Raw genomic sequence first — 18,904 nt, 5'->3', positions numbered from 1 at the left:
GCCCCCGCGCCGCCTCACAGCGGCGCCTCCCACCGCACCGTCGTCCCCGTGCCGTCCTTGCCCACCCCCGGGCCGTAGGTGCTGCACCCGCCCAGCGACTCCGCGCGCTTGGCGAGGTTCTTCAGTCCGCTGCGACGGCCGCCGTCCGGGATGCCGATGCCGTCGTCGGCGACGGTCAGACGGACGCCGTCGGTGCCGTCCGGCAGCCTGATGGTGGCGTCGACGACGACCTCGATCCGGGACGCCTGGGCGTGCCGGAAGGCGTTCGACAGCGCCTCACGCAGCGCGGCGATCAGGTTCTTGCCGGTCAGCTCGCCGACCCGGGAGTCGACCGGTCCGACGAAGCTGGCCGAGGGCTGGAAGCCGAGCGGTACGGCGGCGGTGCCGATCTCGCGCAGGACCCGGGTCCGCAGCCCCGACGGTGCCTCGGCCGGACCCTGCTGCAGGGCGAAGATCGCGGTGCGGATCTCTTGAATCGTGACGTCCAGTTCGTCGACCGCCTTGCCGACGCCCAGCGCCACATCCGGCACGATCGTTCTGCGCTGGGCGCTCTCCAGGATCATGCCCGTCGCAAACAGCCGTTGGATGACGAGGTCGTGCAGGTCACGGGCGATCCGGTCGCGGTCCTCGTAGACGGCCAGCCGCTCGCGGTCGCGCTGGGCGTCGGCCAGCACCAGCGCCAGCGCGGCCTGCGCTGCGAACTGGGTGGCCAGCGTCCGCTCGGCGGCGGTGAACGGGCGGGCACCGCGGCTCCGCGGGGTCGCGAGGGTGCCGAGTACCCGTCCGCCGCTTTTGAGCGGCAGCATCATGCTGGGGCCGAAGCGCTGCGCGATGTCCGTGACCATGCGCGGGTCGCTGGCCGAGTCCTCCACGAACACCGGTTCCCCGGTGAGGAGTTGCTCGACCACCGGGCTGTCGTTCGGGATCTGCGTCCCCATGATCCCGGCGGGGTCGTCCGCCGACACCGCGACGATCTCCAGCCCGCCTTCGTCATCGGGCAGCAGGACGATGCCGGCCGCCGAGTCCGCCAGCCTCCGGGCCTGCTCGGCGACCACCGCCAGGGCATCGTCGACATCGCTGCCGGCGAGGAGTTCGGTGGTCACGGCCACGGAACCGTCGATCCACCGCTCCCGCTGCCGGGTTGCCGCATGCAGCCGGGCATTGCCGATCGCGATACCGGCCTCGGTCGCCAGCACCCGCACCATGTGCAGGTCCTCCTCGCTGAACTCCGCGCCGCCGCGCTTCTCGGTCAGATAGAGGTTGCCGAAGACCTCGCCCTGCACCCGGATCGGCACCCCGAGGAACGTGCGCATCGGCGGGTGCCCGGGCGGGAACCCGACCGAGCGGGCGTCGTCGGTGAGGTTGCCCAGGCGCAGCGGCCTGGGGTCGTGGATGAGCGCGCCGAGCAGGCCCGTGTGGCCGTCGGGCAGAGCGCCGATCTGCTCGTGCTGCTGCGGGGTCACGCCGTACGTGACGAAGTCCGAGAGCCCCGTGCGGGTCTCGTCGATGATCCCGATCGCGGCATAGCGGGCGTCGGCAAGCTCGGCGGCGGTCGCCACGATCCGGTCGAGGGTGACGTGCAGATCGAGCCCCGTCCCGACCGTCCGCATCGCCTCCAGCAGCTGCGGCACCCGCGCGGTCAGCTCGGGCGACAGTCCCTGCAGGCTGCGCGTCGCCTCGGTGGCGGCGTCCATGGGGTCGGGGGCCGCACCCGTGCCACCGACCCCGAGGTCCCCCGGGTCCGGGAGTGGTGGTTCTGCCGTGGCTGCCATGCCATGAGCCTAATAACGGCTGTTTTCCGAGGAAAGTCCACGTATGGGACGAACTCCGCGGACCGCGCCCTATGCCACCGGCTGTGCCGCCCCGTACGCCGCCTCCACGGCCCGTTCGCGCTCCCGCATCCGACGGAACGGGCCCTCGGCCGCGGCCAGCTCGGCCGGGCTCCCGCGCTGCACGATCCGCCCGCCGTCCAGCACCAGCACCTCGTCGACCGCATCGAGCCCGGTGAGCCGGTGGGTGATCAACACCGTCGTACGGCCCTCGGTCGCGGCCAGCAGATCCGCGGTCAGCGCGTCGGCGGTGGCCAGATCGAGGTGCTCGGCGGGCTCGTCCAGGACGAGCACCGGGAAGTCCGCGAGCAGCGCACGCGCCAGGGCCAGCCGCTGCCGCTGGCCGCCGGACAGCCGGGCACCGTGCTCACCGACCATGGTGTCCAGACCGTCGGGCAGCCCCCGCACCCAGTCCGCGAGCCGCGCCCGGCCGAGCGCGTCCCACACGTCCTGGTCGGCGCCGTCCGGCGTCTCGCGGTCCCGGCGGGCGAGCCGGAGGTTCTCCCGCAGCGAGCTGTCGAAGAGGTGCGCGTCCTGCGCGCACAGCCCCACCAGCCGCCGGACCGCATCGCCGTCGGCCTCCCGGGCTTCCGTGCCGGCCAGTGTGTACGTCCCCGACTCCTGGTCCAGGAAGCGCAGCAGCACCTGCGCCAGCGTGGTCTTGCCGGAGCCGGACGCGCCGACGACGGCGAGCCGGTGCCCGGCCCGCAGGGTGAAGCCGACCCCGTCCAGCGCCGGCCGGTCCTGGCCCGGGTGGCGCGCGGTCAGATCCCGCACCACCAGCGGGAACGGCGTCGCGGGAGCGGCGGCCGGGGCGACCGGTTCGCGCACCGGCGCCGGGGCGTCCAGTACGTCGAAGACCCGCTCGGCGGCGTGCCGGGTGCGCCGGCGGTACTGCACCGCGAGCGGCAGCCCCGTGACCGCCTCGAACGCGGCGAGCGGGGTGAGCACGACGACCGCCAGCAGCACCCCTTCCAGCCGGCCCGCGTGCACCGCCTGGACACCGGCGACCGCCGCCGCGGCGGTGGTCAGCCCGCACAGCAGCGCCGACAGCCCGGCGCCGGTCCCGGCCACGGCGGCCGAGCGGGAGGCGAGCGCGGTCAGGTCCCGGTCCGCGCGCCGCACCGCTTCCGTACGGGCCGTGAGCGCACCCGCCACCGTCAGCTCGGCAGTGCCGGTGAGCACCTCGACGACCCGGGTGGCGAGCCGTCCCCGCGCCGGCGCCAGCTGACGCTCGGCCCGCCGGGCCAGGGCGCCCGAGAGCACCGGCACGCCCACCCCCGCGAGCAGCAGCCCGGCGGCGAGGATCGCCCCCGCCTCGGGCAGCAGCCATCCGGTGAAGCCGACCGTGCCCACCCCGACCAGCACCGCCGCCCCGACCGGCAGCAGCCAGCGCAGGAAGTAATCCTGCACCGCATCGACATCGGCCACCAGCCGCGACAGCAGATCACCGCGGCGGCGCCCGGTGAGTCCGGCCGGCGCCAGCCGCTCCAGCCGCTGGAAGACGGCGACGCGTACGTCGGCGAGCATCCGGAACACCGCGTCATGGGCGACCAGCCGCTCGGCGTACCGGAAGACCGCCCGCCCGATGCCGAACGCCCGGGTCGCGGTCACCGCCACCAGCAGATACAGCACCGGCGGCTGCTGTGCCGCGCGCGAGATCAGCCAGCCGGAGGTCGCCATCAGGCCCACCGCGCTGCCCAGCGCGAGGCTCCCCAGCAGCAGCGCCAGCCCCAGCCGCGCCCGGCGCGCGCGGGCCGTCCCGCGCAGCCGGGCGAGCGCCGCACCGCGGGCGGGACCGGGGGCGGTGCCCGCCGTCTCCTGCACCGCGGCCTCGGTGGCGTCCGGGTCCCGGGGCGCGGGGATCACCGCTGCTCCCGGGCGCACCGCCGCTCCCGTTCCGGCGCCGGTGCCCGGCCCCGCCTCCCCGGCGCCGGCCGGCTCCACGCCCGCCGCCGGTGCCGCCGGGTCCGGCAGCCGCACCACCCGGTCCGCCACCGCCAGCAGCGCCGGTCGGTGCACGACGAGCAGGACCGTACGGCCGGCCGCGAGCCGGCGGACCGCGGCCACGATCGCCTCCTCGGTCGCGCCGTCCAGATTCGCGGTGGGCTCGTCCAGCAGCAGGATCGGGCGGTCGGCGAGGAAGGCGCGGGCGAGCGCGAGACGCTGACGCTGTCCGGCGGAGAGCCCGGCACCGGACTCGCCGAGCCGGGTCGCCATCCCGTCCGGGAGCGCGTCGACGAAGTCCAGCGCATTCGCGTCGGCCAGGGCGGTGCGCACCGCGGCGTCGTCCGCGTCCGGCCGCGCCAGCCGTACGTTCTCGGCGATGCTGCCGGCGAACAGATGCGGCTGCTGCGGCACCCAGGCGATCCGCTGCCGCCAGCTCTCGGGGTCCAGGGACGCGATGTCCCGTCCGTCGACGAGGGCCCGGCCCCCGGCCGGTTCGGTGAAACCGAGCAGCACGCTCAGCAGCGTGGACTTACCGGCGCCGGAGGGCCCGACCAGCGCGACGGTCTCGCCGGGCCGGACCTCGAACGAGGTCGCGGGGAGCGAGGCGGCACTCCGCCCGGGGTGCCGGACGACCAGGTTCTCGACGGCCAGCGCGGTGCCCCGGGGCGCGGGTGCGGTGCCGGGCACCGGCAGCGGCGTCTCCAGGACCGCGAAGATCTCCTCCGCGGCCGCCAGCCCCTCGGCCGCGGCGTGGTACTGCGCGCCGACCTGCCGCAGCGGCAGATAGGCCTCGGGGGCCAGTACCAGCACCATCAGGCCGGTGTAGAGGTCGAGTTCGCCCTTCACCAGGCGCATACCGATGCCGACCGCGACCAGCGCGACGGAGATGGTGGCGAGGAGTTCGAGGGCGAAGGAGGAGAGAAAGGCGATCCGCAGCGTGCGCAGCGTCGCCCGGCGGTAGGAACCGGTGATGGCCCGGATCGAGGCGGCCTGGGCCTTGGCCCGGCCGAACACCTTGAGGGTGGGCAGCCCCTCCACGACGTCCAGGAAGTGACCCGACAGCCGGGCGAGCAGCCGCCATTGGCGGTCCATCCGCGACTGGGTGGCCCATCCGATCAGGACCATGAACAGCGGGATCAGCGGCAGGGTGAGCACGATGGTGAGTGCCGAGATCCAGTCACCGGTGACGATCCGCGCGAGCACCGCCACCGGGACCACGACCGCCAGCCCCAGCTGCGGCAGATAGCGCGCGAAGTAGTCGTCCAGGGCGTCGATACCGCGGGTGGCGAGGGTGGTGAGTTCACCGGTGCGCCAGTCGGCACCGCGCGGCGCTCCCTCGGACGCGGTGGCCGGGCTGGAGGCAGCTCCCAGCGGTAGCTGGGGGAGGGTGGGGCCCAGCCGCGCCGCCCGCTCGACCAGCCGCATCCGCAGCTCGGACTTGACCGCCGCACCGGCGCGGTGAGCGGCCAACTCGGTGAGCCAGGAGACCAGTCCGCGTCCGACGGAGACCGCGGCGAGCAGAATCAGCGGTGTGGTCAGGCCATCGGGGCCGAGACCGTGCTGGAAGGCGCCGACCACGATCTCGGCGATCAGCATCGCCTGGCCGACGACCAGGCCCGCTCCGGCAAGCCCGAGCACCACCACCGCGACGAGGAAGCCACGGGTGGCGCGGGCGTAACGAAGCAGACGCGGGTCGACGGGTTTCACGTGAAACATTCCCTCCTGCCGAGGCCGCCGCGAGGGGCGGCCGCTCGGCTAGTGGGCATCGGCGAGGTGCTGGGTGCCGATGCGCTTGCGGAAGACCCAGTACGTCCACCCCTGGTAGAGCATGACGAGGGGCGCAGCGAACCCGGCACCCCAGGTCAGGATCCTCAGGGTGTACGGGCTGGACGAGGCATTGCTGACCGTGAGGCTCCAGCTCTCGTTCAGCGTGGACGGCATGACGTTCGGGAAGAGCGTCAGGAAGAGCATCGAGACCGCGGCCACGACCGTGACGCCGGAGAACACGAAGGCCCAGCCTTCGCGCCCCAGCCGGTTGGCTCCCAGCGCCGCGACCAGCGCGATCACCGCGAGCAGCAGGACGACCAGGCTGGTGCTGTCGCCCTTGTCGGCCTGGGTCCAGCCCAGGAAACCGGTCACCAGCACCGCGGCGGTCAGCCCGACGACGGTCGCCGTTCGGCGCGCCCGCTCCCGGATGTCACCGACGGTCTTGAGCGAGGCGAACACCGCACCGTGGAAGGTGAACAGCGTCAGCGTGACCAGCCCGCCGAGGAGCGCGTAGGGGTGGAAGAGGTCGAGCAGGCTGCCGACGTACTCCTTGTGGGCATTGATCTGCACGCCGTGCACGATGTTGCCGAAGATGACGCCCCACAGCACCGCAGGCAGCAGCGAGGTCCAGAAGATCGCGTGCTCCCAGTTGCGCTGCCAGCGCTCCTCGGGCCGCTTGACGCGGTACTCGAAGGCGACGCCGCGCAGGATCAGACAGACGAGGATCAGCAGCACCGGCAGATAGAACCCGGAGAACAGGGTGGCGTACCAGTCGGGAAAGGCCGCGAAGGTCCCTCCGGCCGCGCTGAGCAGCCAGACCTCGTTGCCGTCCCAGACCGGCCCGATGGTGTTGATCAGTACGCGCCGCTCGCTCCGGTCGCGGGCGAGGAGCTTGGTGAGGACGCCGATCCCGAAGTCGAACCCTTCGAGGAAGAAGTACCCGACCCAGAGGAAGGCGATGAGGACGAACCAGACGTCGTGGAGTTGCACGGTCGCCTCCTAGTACGAGAAGGCCATCGGCCGGTCGGCGTCCGTGCTGTCGCCGCCGATCCTGGTGGGCGGATTGAGGTCGGAGTCGGTGAGCTCCTGTGGGCCTGCCTTGACGTACTTCACCAGCAGCTTGACCTCGACCACGGCGAGGATCGCGTAGAGCGTGGTGAAGACGATCATCGAGGTGAGCACCTCGCCCTGCGAGACGCCGGGGGACACCGCGTCCGAGGTGCGCAGCACGCCGTAGACGACCCAGGGCTGGCGGCCCATCTCGGTGAATATCCAGCCCCACGAGTTCGCGATCAGCGGGAAGCCGAGGGTGACGAAGGCGAGCGACCAGTACGCCCTGCTCAGCCGGGCACCGAGCTCCTTGTTCTTGGTGAGCGCGAGACGGGGTGGTTCCTCGTCGCCCGTACGCAGACCCGGCGCGAGCCAGAACTTCTTACGGGTGAGCCAGAGGCCGGCGAGCCCGATGGCGAACGACGACATCCCGAAGCCGATCATCCAGCGGAAGCCCCAGTAGGCGACCGGGATGTTGGGCCGGTAGTCACCGGGCCCGAACTTCTGCTGCTCGGACTTGTTGACGTCGTTGATGCCGGGGACCGGCGAGGTGAAGTCGCTGTGCGCGAGGAAGGAGAGCAGACCGGGGATCTCGATGGCGACGTCGTTGTGGCCCTTTTCGACATCGCCGTAGGCGAAGACCGAGAACGGCGCCGGCTCCTCCTTGTCCCACAGCGCCTCGGCGGCGGCCATCTTCATCGGCTGCTGCTGGAACATGACCTTGCCGAGCGAGTCACCGCTGATCGCGGTGAGGACGCCGGCGATGACCAGGGTGACCAGCCCGAGCCGCAGCGAGGTGCGCATGACCTTGATGTGCTTCTTGCGCATCAGATGGAAGGCGGAGATGCCGACCATGAACGCGCCGCCGGTCAGGAAGGCCGCGGTCAGCGTGTGGAAGGCCACGACCAGAGTGGTGTCCTGGGTCAGCACCTTCCAGAAGTCGGTCAGCTCGGCGCGGCCGGTGACGGCGTTGTACTTGTAGCCGACCGGGTGCTGCATCCAGGAGTTCGCCGCCAGGATGAAGTACGCCGACAGGATCGTGCCGATCGAGACCATCCACATGCAGAAGCAGTGGATCTTCTTCGGCAGCTTGTCCCAGCCGAAGATCCACAGACCGATGAATGTGGACTCGAAGAAGAAGGCGATCAGCGCCTCGAAGGCCAGCGGGGCACCGAAGACGTCCCCGACGAACCGCGAGTAGTCGGACCAGTTCATCCCGAACTGGAATTCCTGGACGATGCCGGTGACCACGCCCATCGCGATGTTGATCAGGAACAGCTTGCCCCAGAACTTCGTGGCCTTGAGGTACTGCTGCTTCCCCGTGCGCACCCATGCGGTCTCCAGCCCGGCCACCAGAGCGGCGAGGGAGATCGTCAGAGGGACGAACAGGAAGTGGTAGACGGTCGTGATGCCGAATTGCCATCGCGCCAGAGTCTCCGGCGCCAGCGCCAGTTCCACGCCGCTTCCTCCTTACGTCGCCGTTGCACAGCGCAGGTGCCCCTTTTGCACCAGATAAAGCGGCACATAAAAGGCGCGCTTGTGAACGCGTTCACATTCACAAGCATTATCTCCTACCGGCCTTCCGCCTTACCTATGGGGGGTGCGTGACTGCGGTCACGCCCGGATCCATGGTGCGCCGGGCAAGAAAATTCCGAGGCCGCGGGTCCAGGGAAGGACCCGCGGCCTCGGAGAGGTCGTACGACGGCTCACAGCGCCTTGCGGAACTCCTCCGCGGCCTGGAGGAACAGATCCATCGCCGGGCTCTCGCCGATCGTCACCCGCACGCCCTCGCCGGGGAACGGCCGTACCACCACGCCGGCCCGCTCACAGGCCGCCGCAAAGTCGGTCGTCCGGTCGCCCAGCCGCAGCCAGACGAAATTGGCCTGCGTCTCGGGGACCGTCCAGCCCTGCCCGAGCAGCCCCTCCACCACCCGCGTCCGTTCGGCCACCAGCGCATCGACCCGCTCCAGCAGCGCCGCCTCGCTGCGCAGCGAGGCCACCGCCGCCTCCTGCGCGAGCTGGCTCACACCGAACGGCACCGCCGTCTTGCGCAGCGCGGCGGCCACCGGCTCGTGCGCCACCGCGAAGCCGACCCGCAGCCCCGCCAGGCCGTACGCCTTGGAGAAGGTACGCAGCACACACACATTGGGGCGGTCCCGGTAGAGGTCGAGGCCGTTCGGCACCTCGGCATCGCGCACGAATTCGCAGTAGGCCTCGTCCAGCACCACCAGCACGTCGCCCGGCACCCGGTCCAGGAAGGACTCCAGCTCCGCACGGCGTACGACGGTGCCGGTGGGGTTGTTGGGGTTGCAGACGAAGATCAGCCGGGTCCGGTCGGTGATCGCCGCGAGCATGGCCTCCAGGTCGTGCACCTCATCGGAGTCCAGCGGGACCTGCACGGACGTGGCGCCGGAGACCTGGGTGACGATCGGGTACGCCTCGAACGACCGCCAGGCGTAGATCACTTCATCCCCGGGCCCGGCCGTCGACTGGACCAGTTGCTGGGCCACGCCCACCGAACCGGTGCCGGTCGCCAGATGCTCCAACGGTACCGAGAACCGCTCGGACAGCTCCGCCATCAGGCCCGTGCAGGCCATGTCCGGGTAACGGTTGAAGGAGCCGGCGGCCCTCACCGCGCTCTCCAGGACACCCGGCAGCGGCGGATAGGGGTTCTCGTTGGAGGACAGCTTGTAGGTGACGGGGCCGCCGGCCGCCGCCGGCCGGCCCGGCTTGTAGGTGGGGATGCCGTCCAGCGCAGTACGCAGCTTCGGGGTCTTCTCGCTCACCGCAGGTCCTCCTCGACCGTTGCGCTCGTCTCCAATACTGCACACCTTATGAGGATTGACCCGTTCGGCGGCAGCCCCGCCGCCGCCGGACCGCCCTGCGCCGCCCCTGGCCCCCTCACCCGGACGGCCCCGCGCAACGCCGTCGAAGGGCGCTGCCCGATCCGGTGCGCGCCGGTGGCTCGCGCCGTGGCGCGCGTCCCCCGTCAAGGTGACTTGAGGCCACTCCGAGACCTCATCCGACCGACAGGTAAAGCCGCCGCATCTCCCCCGGAATTACTGCGCCTCTCGCCAACTACCTGCGAATTAAGGCTACTTGGTGGCTATCTGCCATGCAGAAACGTGACTTTCCGGAGCCGTCACCCAAGCCCTGTGAAGGGCTCTCATGAGCCCTACTATCGGCTCGCCATGACAGCAGCAGGGAAGCACCAGGTGAGCCGGTCAACCGGTCGCCGGCTGGGGCGGGCGGGCATCCGGGACGTGGCCGCCGCAGCCGGTGTGTCGATCACGACTGTCTCCGACGCGCTCAACGGCAAGGGCCGGCTTCCGGATGCCACCCGTAGCCATGTCCGCGAGGTGGCCGACCGGCTGGGCTACCGCCCGTCCGCAGCCGCCCGCACCCTCCGTACCGGCAAGTCGGGCCTCCTCGGCCTGACCGTGACCACGTACGGGGATGAACCTTTCACCTTCACCGAATTCGCGTACTTCGCCGAGATGGCCAGAGCCGCCACCTCCGCGGCCCTGGCCCGCGGCTATGCGCTGGTCATCCTCCCCGCGACCTCCCGCCACGACGTGTGGTCCAACGTCGCCCTGGACGGCACCGTCGTCATCGACCCCGCCGACGGCGACCCCGTCGTCACCGAGCTCGTCCGGCACGGCATCCCCGTCGTCTCCGACGGCCGGCCCGGCGGCGCCCTGCCGGTCACCGGCTGGGTAGACAACGATCACGAGGCGGCCGTCCTCGGTCTCCTCGACCATCTCGCCGACGCCGGCGCCCGCCGCATCGGGCTGCTCACCGGCAACACCACCGACACCTACACACGACTGTCGACCACCGCCTACCTGCACTGGTGCGAGCGGGTCGGCCAGGATCCGGTCTACGAGTCCTACCCGGCCCACGATCCGTGCGCGGGGGCGGTCGCCGCCGACCGGCTGCTGGCCCGCCCGGACCGCCCGGACGCGGTCTACGGTCTCTTCGACCCCAACGGCACGGATCTGCTCGCCGCCGCCCGGCGCTACGGGCTGCGGGTGCCGGAGGACCTGCTGCTGGTGTGCTGCAGCGAGTCCACTCTCTACGCCGCCACCGAGCCGCCCGTCACCACGCTGTCCCTCAAGCCGCGCCGCATCGGCACCGCCGTCGTCCAGATCCTCATCGACGCCATCGAAGGGCTCGACACCGGCCGGCCCATCGAACAGGTCATACCGACCGACCTGATCATCCGGGCCTCGTCCCAGCGACGCTCTCCCAGAACGACCGTCAGTCCACCACGGGCACCCACCGGCGACTGATCTTGATCGCACATACGGAGGACCGAACGCTCCCTTGCGCACGGAAAAAACAGGGCGATCCCGGGAGAAATCCGCCGCGAACGCCGGGCTCCGGCGGATTGACCACCCCCGGGTGCGTCACAACCCGCTACCGGCATTCCTATGATGGGCGCACGACACCGCGGACCGCCGTCGACCAGGCAAAGGTCCGAGAGGTGCACGGCGGCGCGACGGTGGAGGGGTCGATGACTCAGGGGGCCAGTCAGGGACCCATGGTGTGGACCATGGCGGGAGGAACTCCGGCGTCTGTACCGCCGCCCGGAGTGCCCTCCGGCATGTCCGCCGGGTCCCCCGTGCCGCCGGCCGGCCCACCGCTCCATCTGCCCGCCGGCTCCCCGGCCGCGCCGCCTGCCGCGCCGCCTGCCGCGCCCCCCGTGGTGCCGCCCGCCGCCCCGCCGGCCGACCTGCCCGAGGAGTACACGCCGACCGCGCGTGACCTGCCCATCATCGAGCCCGGCCGGACCGAGACCCTGATCGACCGCCCGGCCGTCGTCCCGGTGCCCGAACCAGCCCCGGACCCCGACGCGCCCGACGGCATGGGCCCGTTGTACGTCGTCGGCGATGTGCACGGCTACTACGACGAGCTGCGCGAGGCGCTGGCCGCCGAGGGCCTGATCGACGCCGACGGCAGCTGGTCGGCCGGCAATGCCCGGCTCTGGTTCCTCGGCGACTTCACCGACCGCGGCCCGGACGGCATCGGCGTCATCGACCTCGTCATGCAGCTCTCCGCCGAGGCCGCGGCCGCCGGCGGCTACTGCAAGGCCCTGATGGGCAACCACGAACTGCTGCTGCTGGGCGCCAAGCGGTTCGGCGACACCCCCGTACAGTCCGGTGCCGGTACCGCCTCCTTCCAGGCCGCCTGGCTCCTCAACGGCGGCCAGAAGACCGACATGGACCGCCTGGAGGACCACCACCTCCAGTGGATGGCCCGGCTGGACGCCGTGATGGAGGAGGACGGGCACCTGCTCGTGCACTCCGACACCACCGCCTACCTCGATTACGGCGACTCCATCGAGGCCGTCAACGACACCGTGCACGACGTGCTCACCCGTAGCGAGGCGGACGAAGTCTGGGATCTGTTCCGCAAGTTCACCAAGCGCTTCGCCTTCCGCGACGAGTCCGGCTCGCAGGCCGTGCGGGAACTTCTCGACGCCTACGGCGGCGAGCGCGTCGTCCACGGCCACAGCCCGATCCCGTATCTGCTGGGCGAGGTGGGCGCGGAGGACGGCGAGAGCGAGAGTGTCGCGGTCGACGGTCCGCATGTCTACGCCGACGGTCTGGCCATCGCCATGGACGGCGGTATCACGATGGCCGGGAAACTGCTGGTAGTTCAACTTCCTTTGGCCGGCTGAACGTTATCGGTTCGGCCGGACACCCACCGGGAGGCCGGAGGCCAGGAGGGAACCGGGTGACGACACGGGCGGAAACCGGTCGCGGCATTACTCAAATTCCGCAAACTCTCTGTCACGCCGCGCCGGAGTCGCTCTACCATCGGTCTATCCGTAGCAGGCTCTCCTCCGTTTCCGCCCACTACCCGGCCCACGCCGGCCGTACGGCCCTACGGAGCATCGGGGGATCCATATGAACAGCGCTCCGCACCTGCTGAACGAGGACCGCGCGGAATTTGCGCGCATCCTCGATGAGGCGCTGCGAACCGCCGAATACCGCCCGGGCGACCTCACCGGCGCCGCGGGAAAACAGCTCAGCACCGAGCAGTTGCGCGCGATGGCGCTCAGCGCCACCACCGCCATCGCCGCCTGCGCCACGGCCGAATATCAGCGCTATGTGCAGCTCCGCGCCGAGGTGCGCGCGCCGGCGCGTGCACCGTCCGCGGCCGATACGGCCGGCGCGGAGCCGACCGGGGCCGCTGACGGGGGTACGGGACCGGCCACCGCCGCCGCGCTGGACGAGGCCGAAACCACGGGCGCCGGGCTGACCGCCATGATCGCCGTGCTCGCCCCTGTCCTCGCCGGCATCGCCGCCGTCCTCTTCCTCCTCATCGGATATGTGCTGAGCGCCATCAGCCCCGACAAGTCCCTGGCCCGGCCGCTGATCAGCGTCGGCTGGATCTTCGCGGCGCTGACCGCCGCGGGCACCCTCGTCGCGATGGGCGGTCTGCTCGTCACCGCGCTGCGCAACGGCTCGTCCGCCCAGACCGCCGGAGCCGATGACGTGGGCGAGGCGCTGCAACTGGCCCGCGAGGCCTGGCGCAGCGCCCTCCTGGAGCGCGGGCTGCTGCCGTTTCTCCGTGAGGCCCTCGCCGACCCCGCGGCCACTCCGGACGACGACCCCACCCGCTACGTCCCCCGCCGCACCACCGCACCCGAGAGCCGCATCCCGACCCTCGGCTACACCCGCCCCGAGTTCACCAGCCCCGACAGCGGCTCCTCCGGCTCCCGCCCGCGCTACTCCAGCCCGGACTTCACCAGCCCGGAGTACGGCGGGCCGGATCACCAGCCGGATCACCAGCCGGAGTAGGGCCGCGCCGGGATTGCCCCGCACCGGAACAGGGCGCAAGCCGGAACAGGCCGTGCCGATACGGGCATCGGTGCGGCGTCCGTCCCCACACCCGGGGCCGTCGGCCCCGGAACCGCCCCCGGGCAGGAATGCCGAAGCGCTGTCCGGGCGGGAATCAGAAGGTTCCCGCCCGGACAGCGCGACCGGCGAGGCCGAGTCAGTCGGCCAGCGGCAGGTACACCCGGTTCCCTGCGGCGGCGAACTCCTTGGACTTCTCCAGCATCCCCGCCTCGACCTCCTCGGGCGTCGCGTCGGCTTCCCCGCCGAACTGCTCGGTGATGCTTCGGCTGATCTTCATCGAGCAGAACTTCGGCCCGCACATCGAGCAGAAGTGCGCCGTCTTCGCCGGCTCGGCAGGCAGCGTCGCGTCGTGGAAGGCGCGGGCCGTGTCCGGGTCGAGGGCCAGGTTGAACTGGTCCTCCCAGCGGAACTCGAAGCGGGCGTCGGAGAGCGCGTCATCCCATTCCTGGGCGCCCGGGTGGCCCTTGGCCAGGTCCGCCGCATGGGCCGCGATCTTGTACGTGATCACGCCGGTCTTGACGTCGTCGCGGTCCGGCAGGCCCAGGTGCTCCTTGGGCGTGACGTAACAGAGCATCGCGGTGCCCCACCAGGCGATCATCGCCGCGCCGATGCCGGAGGTGATGTGGTCGTAGGCGGGCGCGATGTCGGTGGTCAGCGGGCCGAGCGTGTAGAACGGCGCCTCTTCGCAGATCTCCTGCTGGAGGTCGATGTTCTCCTTGATCTTGTGCATCGGGACATGCCCGGGGCCCTCGATCATCGTCTGCACACCGTGCCGCTTGGCGACGGTGTTCAGCTCGCCGAGCGTGCGCAGCTCCGCGAACTGCGCCTCGTCGTTGGCGTCCGCGATGGAGCCGGGGCGCAGGCCGTCACCGAGCGAGTAGGTGACGTCGTAGGAGGCGAGGATCTCGCAGAGCTCCTCGAAGTGCGTGTAGAGGAACGACTCCTTGTGGTGCGCCAGGCACCAGGCCGCCATGATCGAGCCGCCGCGGGAGACGATGCCGGTCTTACGGCGGGCCGTGAGCGGGACGTAACGGAGCAGCACGCCGGCGTGCACCGTCATGTAGTCGACGCCCTGTTCGGCCTGCTCGATGACGGTGTCCTTGTAGATCTCCCAGGTCAGCTCCTCGGCCTTGCCGTCGACCTTCTCCAGCGCCTGGTAGAGGGGGACGGTGCCGATGGGGACGGGGGAGTTGCGCAGCACCCACTCGCGGGTGGTGTGGATGTTGCGGCCGGTGGAGAGGTCCATGACCGTGTCGGCGCCCCAGCGGGTCGCCCAGGTCATCTTCTCCACCTCCTCCTCGATGGAGGAAGTGACCGCCGAATTACCGATGTTGGCGTTCACCTTCACCAGGAAGTTCTTGCCGATGATCATCGGCTCGATCTCCGGGTGGTTGATGTTCGACGGCAGCACCGCGCGCCCGGCCGCGATCTCGTCGCGCACGAACTCGGGGGTGACCTTCTCGCGGACGGCGACGTACTCCATCTCCGCGGTGATCTCCCCGCGCCGCGCATAGGCGAGCTGGGTGACCGCGGCGCCGTCGCGGCCACGGCGCGGCTGGCGGGGGCGGCCCGGGAAGACCGCGTCGAGGTTCTTGAGGCCGCCGCGCGGCGAGGTGTGCTTGAGGCCGTCGTCCTCCGGCCGCATGGGGCGGCCCGCGTACTCCTCGGTGTCGCCGCGGCCGATGATCCAGTTCTCCCGTAGCGGCGCCAGGCCGCGGCGGACATCGGTTTCGATATTGGGGTCGGTGTATGGCCCTGACGTGTCGTAGAGCGTCACGTCCTTGCCGTTGGTGAGGTGCACCCGCCGGACCGGGACCCGAAGATCCGGGCGCGATCCGGAGACATAGCCCTTGTGCCAGCCGATCTGCGGCTCATTGCGGTCGTTGGCACCGTTTTCGGGCGTGCGTGCATCCTGCAGAGTCATATGACCCAACTCCCTACGCCGGCATTACCCGGTAACAGGTTCGGCGGTCGACGCAGCGGCTTCCGTCCATGGGCGTTTCACGTGAAACGCCGCTGGGACGAAGGTCAGCGCCCTCTCAGCCCGGTGCTCCGAGCTCCCGCGATTGCAAAGGTGGCACCACGGTAGCGGCCGTTCCGCCGCGGTGAACAGGGGGCCCGGACTTCTTGCGATGATCGGGCGGTGCCTCCTCACGAGTCCCACCACCACTCCGCCTCGCACTCCCATGGCCATGGACACGGTCCTGCCGCGCCCGTCTCCCGGCATCTGCGCAAGGTCATCGCGGCGGTGCTGATCCCCTTCGCGGCCGCGGTGGCCGTCGGTCTGCTCGTGCTCTGGCCGGGCGGTGCACCACCCCACAAACCGTCCGGTGTCGGCTTCGACCAGCCCACCGAGCGGGCGAGAGTGACCAAAGTGGCGGAGGTGAACTGCGCGGACGTCCATGCCGAGCAGCAGCCCCAGCCGCCGTCGCCGGGCGGGCAACCGCCGAGCGGGGGAGCGGCGGCCAAGGGCAAGCCCTGCCAGCAGGCGACGATCGAGGTCACCACGGGGGAGAACGCCGGACGCACCTTCAAGACGGTGGTCACGCCGGACGCCCTGCGCCACTACACCACCGGCCAGGACGTGGTGGTGGCGTACTCCCCCAAGGCACCGAAGGATCTGCAGTACTCGGTCAGCGATGTCGACCGGTCGCTCCCGATGTGGGTGCTGGCCGCGATCTTCGCCCTCGCCGTGGTGCTCGTCGGGCGGCTGCGCGGCGTCCTCGCGCTGGTGGCGCTGGCGGCCAGCTTCGTGGTCCTGACCCTGTTCATCCTCCCGGCGATCCTGCAGGGCTCCAACCCGCTGGTGGTGGCGGTGGTCGGGGGCAGCGCGATCATGCTGATCGCGCTGTATCTGTGCCATGGGCTGACGGCTCGCACGTCGGTGGCCGTACTCGGCACCCTGGCGTCACTGCTGTTGATCGGGCTGCTCGGGTCGGTGTTCATCAACTGGGCGCTGCTGACCGGCAATACGGACGACACCACCGGGCTGGTGCACGGCCTCTTCCCGGGCATCGAAATCCGCGGTCTGCTGCTGGCGGGGATCATCATCGGGTCGCTCGGTGTGCTCGACGACGTGACCGTGACACAGACAGCCGCGGTCTGGGAGCTCAAGGAGGCGGACCCGTCGGCCGGCTGGCGCAAGCTGTACGGCGCCGCGATGCGGATCGGCCGGGATCACATCGCGTCCGTCGTCAACACCCTCGTGCTGGCCTACGCGGGCGCGGCACTGCCATTGCTTTTGCTGTTCTCGATCGCACAGAGCGGCGTCGGCACGGTCGCCACGAGCGAAGTGGTCGCGGAGGAGATCGTCCGCACCCTGGTGGGCAGCATCGGGCTGGTCGCTGCGGTACCGCTGACAACGCTGCTGGCGGCGTTGGTCGTCTCCGCGGACCGCAAGGAGCGGGGCGTGGCCGGGGTCGCCGCCCGGCGGGGAGAGGGAGAAGGTTCGGGCGTCCGTACGCATACCGGGGAGCCAATCGCCGCCAGGGGGCCGACGGACGCCCTGGCCGGCCCGAGGCGGCGCGGGGGACACGGCAGGCGCCGCAAGCGGTAAGGGCGGCTGCGGGCGGGACGGGTTCGCGGCCCAGGCGAGCAGGGGCGGACGGGTACGCGGGATGACCTGCATACCCGCTATGGCCCCGGCTTGGACGGTCGGTGCGGGGGCGGAGTCGAGGGTGGACGCCGGGGCGAAGTCCGGGGGTGGCGCCGGGGCAGAGTTGGGGTAGGCGCGGGGCGGGGTCAGCCGGCCGGGGCCTCGGTGAGGATCCGGTCCAGTACGGCCTCCAGGGTGTCGCAGACCTCTTCCTTGCCGAGCGGTACGAGCCGGTCCGTACGGTCCAGGAAGGCCACCAGCGGTGCCGCGCTCACTCGGAACAGCGCACGCTCGGAGCCGACTTGAAGGCTGATGAAGACATCGCTGAGGTGCTCGGGGGAGGCCGGCTCGATACGCACATCGCCCTCGCCGGATGGCCGGCTCAGTCCGTCCAGCAGCAACTCTCGGCCGAACGCCCAGGTCACCGGTGCATCGCCGGGCAGATCGAAGGTGAGGCGGACGGCAAAGGGATCGGCGCTGGCGAAGTCCAGCTCCACCGGAATCCGGAACGCAAGCTCATCCGAGACGACGAAGCTCATGATCACTTCTGCCTGAACTGTGTCGGTCATCAACCACTGCCCCGCACTTGATCGGAGATGGCCGGGAAACATCCCCCGTAGCCCTATTGGCGCCATCGTCTGCCACGTGCCAGCAGATCACAAGGAGTGAGTTTTCAGATACTGATAGAGAAGGCGAGTGTCGTTAGTGCCGCCTCCGCCATTTTTCGTAGTCGGTCTGTAACGGACCGCAATCGATGCAGTTCGTCCGCGGGCAGGGAAATCGCCAACGCAGCAGCGGCCGCCCCGACCTGAATGGGGATGGCTGCGCACACCGTGCCAAGGGCATATTCCTGACGCTCATAAGCGACTTGACCGCGACGCACTGTATCCAAGCGGTGCAGCAAATCGTCCTCAGTTCGCACAGAAAAGGGCGTTATCGACTGGACGGGATAGCGCGCAAGGTGCTCCTTCCTTGATGCCTCGTCAAGCTGCGCGAGCAGGCACTGCCCCATCGCATGAGCGTGGGCCGTGGTGCGGAAATCGACCCACTCCTCCACGGCCGGCCGCTCCGGATCGTCGGTGAGCGCCACCACCTCGACTTCACCCTCGCGGTAGACAGCGAAGTAGACGGCGGCACTCAACTCCCGCCCGGCCACCGCCAGGGCTTCGGAGATCTGTGCCCGCTGCCGGCGCCCGGCCCCGGCCCGGCCGATGGCCTCGGCAGCCGTACCGAGGACGAACACACCCTGGTCGCGGTGCAGATAGCCCTCGTGCGTCAGGGTCCGCAGCAAGTGGTAGGTCGTCGGCAGCGGCAGCCCGGTTTCCCTGGCGAGCTGCTTGGCGAGCGCACCGCCGGGATGTGCGCCGACCGCCTCCAGCAGCCGAAGCGCCCGCTGCACCGATCCGATCAAGGTGGGATGAGAAGCGGATTCGCCATTCACGACTGACAACGCCAACCCCCAGATCCGCTCGCAGTGGGGCACGGGGGCCCCGGTCGCGGGACCCACTCCCGCCACCGCGCGCGTCTCCCAGGCCCCCGCGATGACGCCCGGACCGGTCTCGCCCCACGCGAATAGTCCGGAATGCCACCATCCGGAAGACGCCTGCGCGCCGCACTCTAACTCGGTCGATCCGGGCGGTAAGGGGGAATTCGGGGAGTTACCTCACCTGGTGCAGGTGTGGACTTGAGTGGGCGGGATTGATTCGACATCGACATCGATTGCGCCACCCTTGGGTGATTTGGGGCGGTGCCGATCGGACGTGATGGGTGTCGGTAGGTCGGTGCAGCGCGTGGGTGGCCGCCGTATGGCGCCGGACGCCCGAGAGCTGCCGCGTGTAGTGGGA

12 protein-coding genes are annotated in these 18,904 nt (G+C 70.7%); 4 read left to right on the top strand and 8 right to left on the bottom strand.

The annotated features are described in order from the left end of the window. Positions 1 to 14: 14 nt before the first annotated feature. From BKA18_RS18820 to hisC, 5 genes are all read right to left on the bottom strand, one after another. Positions 15 to 1,694 (bottom strand): GAF domain-containing sensor histidine kinase, encoded by a 1,680-nt coding sequence (locus BKA18_RS18820; protein WP_366044215.1) that lies wholly within the window; start codon positions 1,692 to 1,694, stop codon positions 15 to 17. Positions 1,695 to 1,841: 147 nt separating this feature from the next. Continuing rightward, positions 1,842 to 5,495: a thiol reductant ABC exporter subunit CydD gene (cydD, locus tag BKA18_RS18815; protein WP_366043921.1), complete on the bottom strand. Its 3,654-nt coding sequence runs from the start codon at positions 5,493 to 5,495 to the stop codon at positions 1,842 to 1,844. Positions 5,496 to 5,534: 39 nt separating this feature from the next. Further along, positions 5,535 to 6,536: a cytochrome d ubiquinol oxidase subunit II gene (gene cydB, locus BKA18_RS18810; protein WP_366043920.1), complete on the bottom strand. Its 1,002-nt coding sequence runs from the start codon at positions 6,534 to 6,536 to the stop codon at positions 5,535 to 5,537. 9 nt (positions 6,537 to 6,545) lie between these two features. After that, positions 6,546 to 8,054 (bottom strand): cytochrome ubiquinol oxidase subunit I, encoded by a 1,509-nt coding sequence (locus BKA18_RS18805; protein WP_366043919.1) that lies wholly within the window; start codon positions 8,052 to 8,054, stop codon positions 6,546 to 6,548. 248 nt (positions 8,055 to 8,302) lie between these two features. Continuing rightward, the gene (gene hisC / locus BKA18_RS18800; protein ID WP_366043918.1) at positions 8,303 to 9,382 is read right to left on the bottom strand and encodes a histidinol-phosphate transaminase; all 1,080 of its coding nucleotides are present in this window, start codon (positions 9,380 to 9,382) and stop codon (positions 8,303 to 8,305) included. A 405-nt stretch (positions 9,383 to 9,787) separates the two neighbouring features. Here hisC and BKA18_RS18795 point away from each other — a divergent pair, with 405 nt between their 5' ends. From BKA18_RS18795 to BKA18_RS18785, 3 genes are all read left to right on the top strand, one after another. Next, the gene (locus BKA18_RS18795; protein WP_093484204.1) at positions 9,788 to 10,888 is read left to right on the top strand and encodes a LacI family DNA-binding transcriptional regulator; all 1,101 of its coding nucleotides are present in this window, start codon (positions 9,788 to 9,790) and stop codon (positions 10,886 to 10,888) included. 251 nt (positions 10,889 to 11,139) lie between these two features. Then, positions 11,140 to 12,279, top strand: coding sequence for a metallophosphoesterase (locus BKA18_RS18790; RefSeq protein WP_429638424.1), 1,140 nt, complete (start codon positions 11,140 to 11,142; stop codon positions 12,277 to 12,279). 229 nt (positions 12,280 to 12,508) lie between these two features. Continuing rightward, positions 12,509 to 13,405 carry a G protein-coupled receptor family protein gene (locus BKA18_RS18785; protein ID WP_366043916.1) on the top strand — a complete coding sequence of 299 codons (897 nt, stop codon included), beginning with the start codon at positions 12,509 to 12,511 and terminating at the stop codon, positions 13,403 to 13,405. Positions 13,406 to 13,601: 196 nt separating this feature from the next. On the opposite strand, the gene thiC is transcribed toward BKA18_RS18785, so the two are convergent. After that, on the bottom strand, positions 13,602 to 15,389 hold the full coding sequence (gene thiC / locus BKA18_RS18780; protein WP_235448429.1) for a phosphomethylpyrimidine synthase ThiC: 1,788 nt from the start codon (positions 15,387 to 15,389) through the stop codon (positions 13,602 to 13,604). A gap of 219 nt (positions 15,390 to 15,608) precedes the next feature. Between thiC and BKA18_RS18775 the strand changes: the two genes are divergently transcribed. After that, complete coding sequence (locus tag BKA18_RS18775) at positions 15,609 to 17,021, top strand: YibE/F family protein (protein WP_366043915.1); 1,413 nt, start codon at positions 15,609 to 15,611, stop codon at positions 17,019 to 17,021. 185 nt (positions 17,022 to 17,206) lie between these two features. On the opposite strand, the gene BKA18_RS18770 is transcribed toward BKA18_RS18775, so the two are convergent. Together BKA18_RS18770 and BKA18_RS18765 are read right to left on the bottom strand one after the other, a co-directional pair. After that, a complete protein-coding gene (locus tag BKA18_RS18770) occupies positions 17,207 to 17,629 on the bottom strand; it encodes an SsgA family sporulation/cell division regulator (RefSeq protein WP_040898836.1) in 423 nt (140 codons plus the stop codon). Positions 17,630 to 17,733: 104 nt separating this feature from the next. Continuing rightward, complete coding sequence (locus BKA18_RS18765) at positions 17,734 to 18,501, bottom strand: IclR family transcriptional regulator (protein WP_429638350.1); 768 nt, start codon at positions 18,499 to 18,501, stop codon at positions 17,734 to 17,736. Positions 18,502 to 18,904: the final 403 nt, after the last annotated feature.

This window comes from Streptomyces auratus, assembly GCF_050433025.1.
GTDB lineage: Bacteria > Actinomycetota > Actinomycetes > Streptomycetales > Streptomycetaceae > Streptomyces > Streptomyces sioyaensis.
This window is presented reverse-complemented; position numbering and strand designations above follow the sequence as displayed.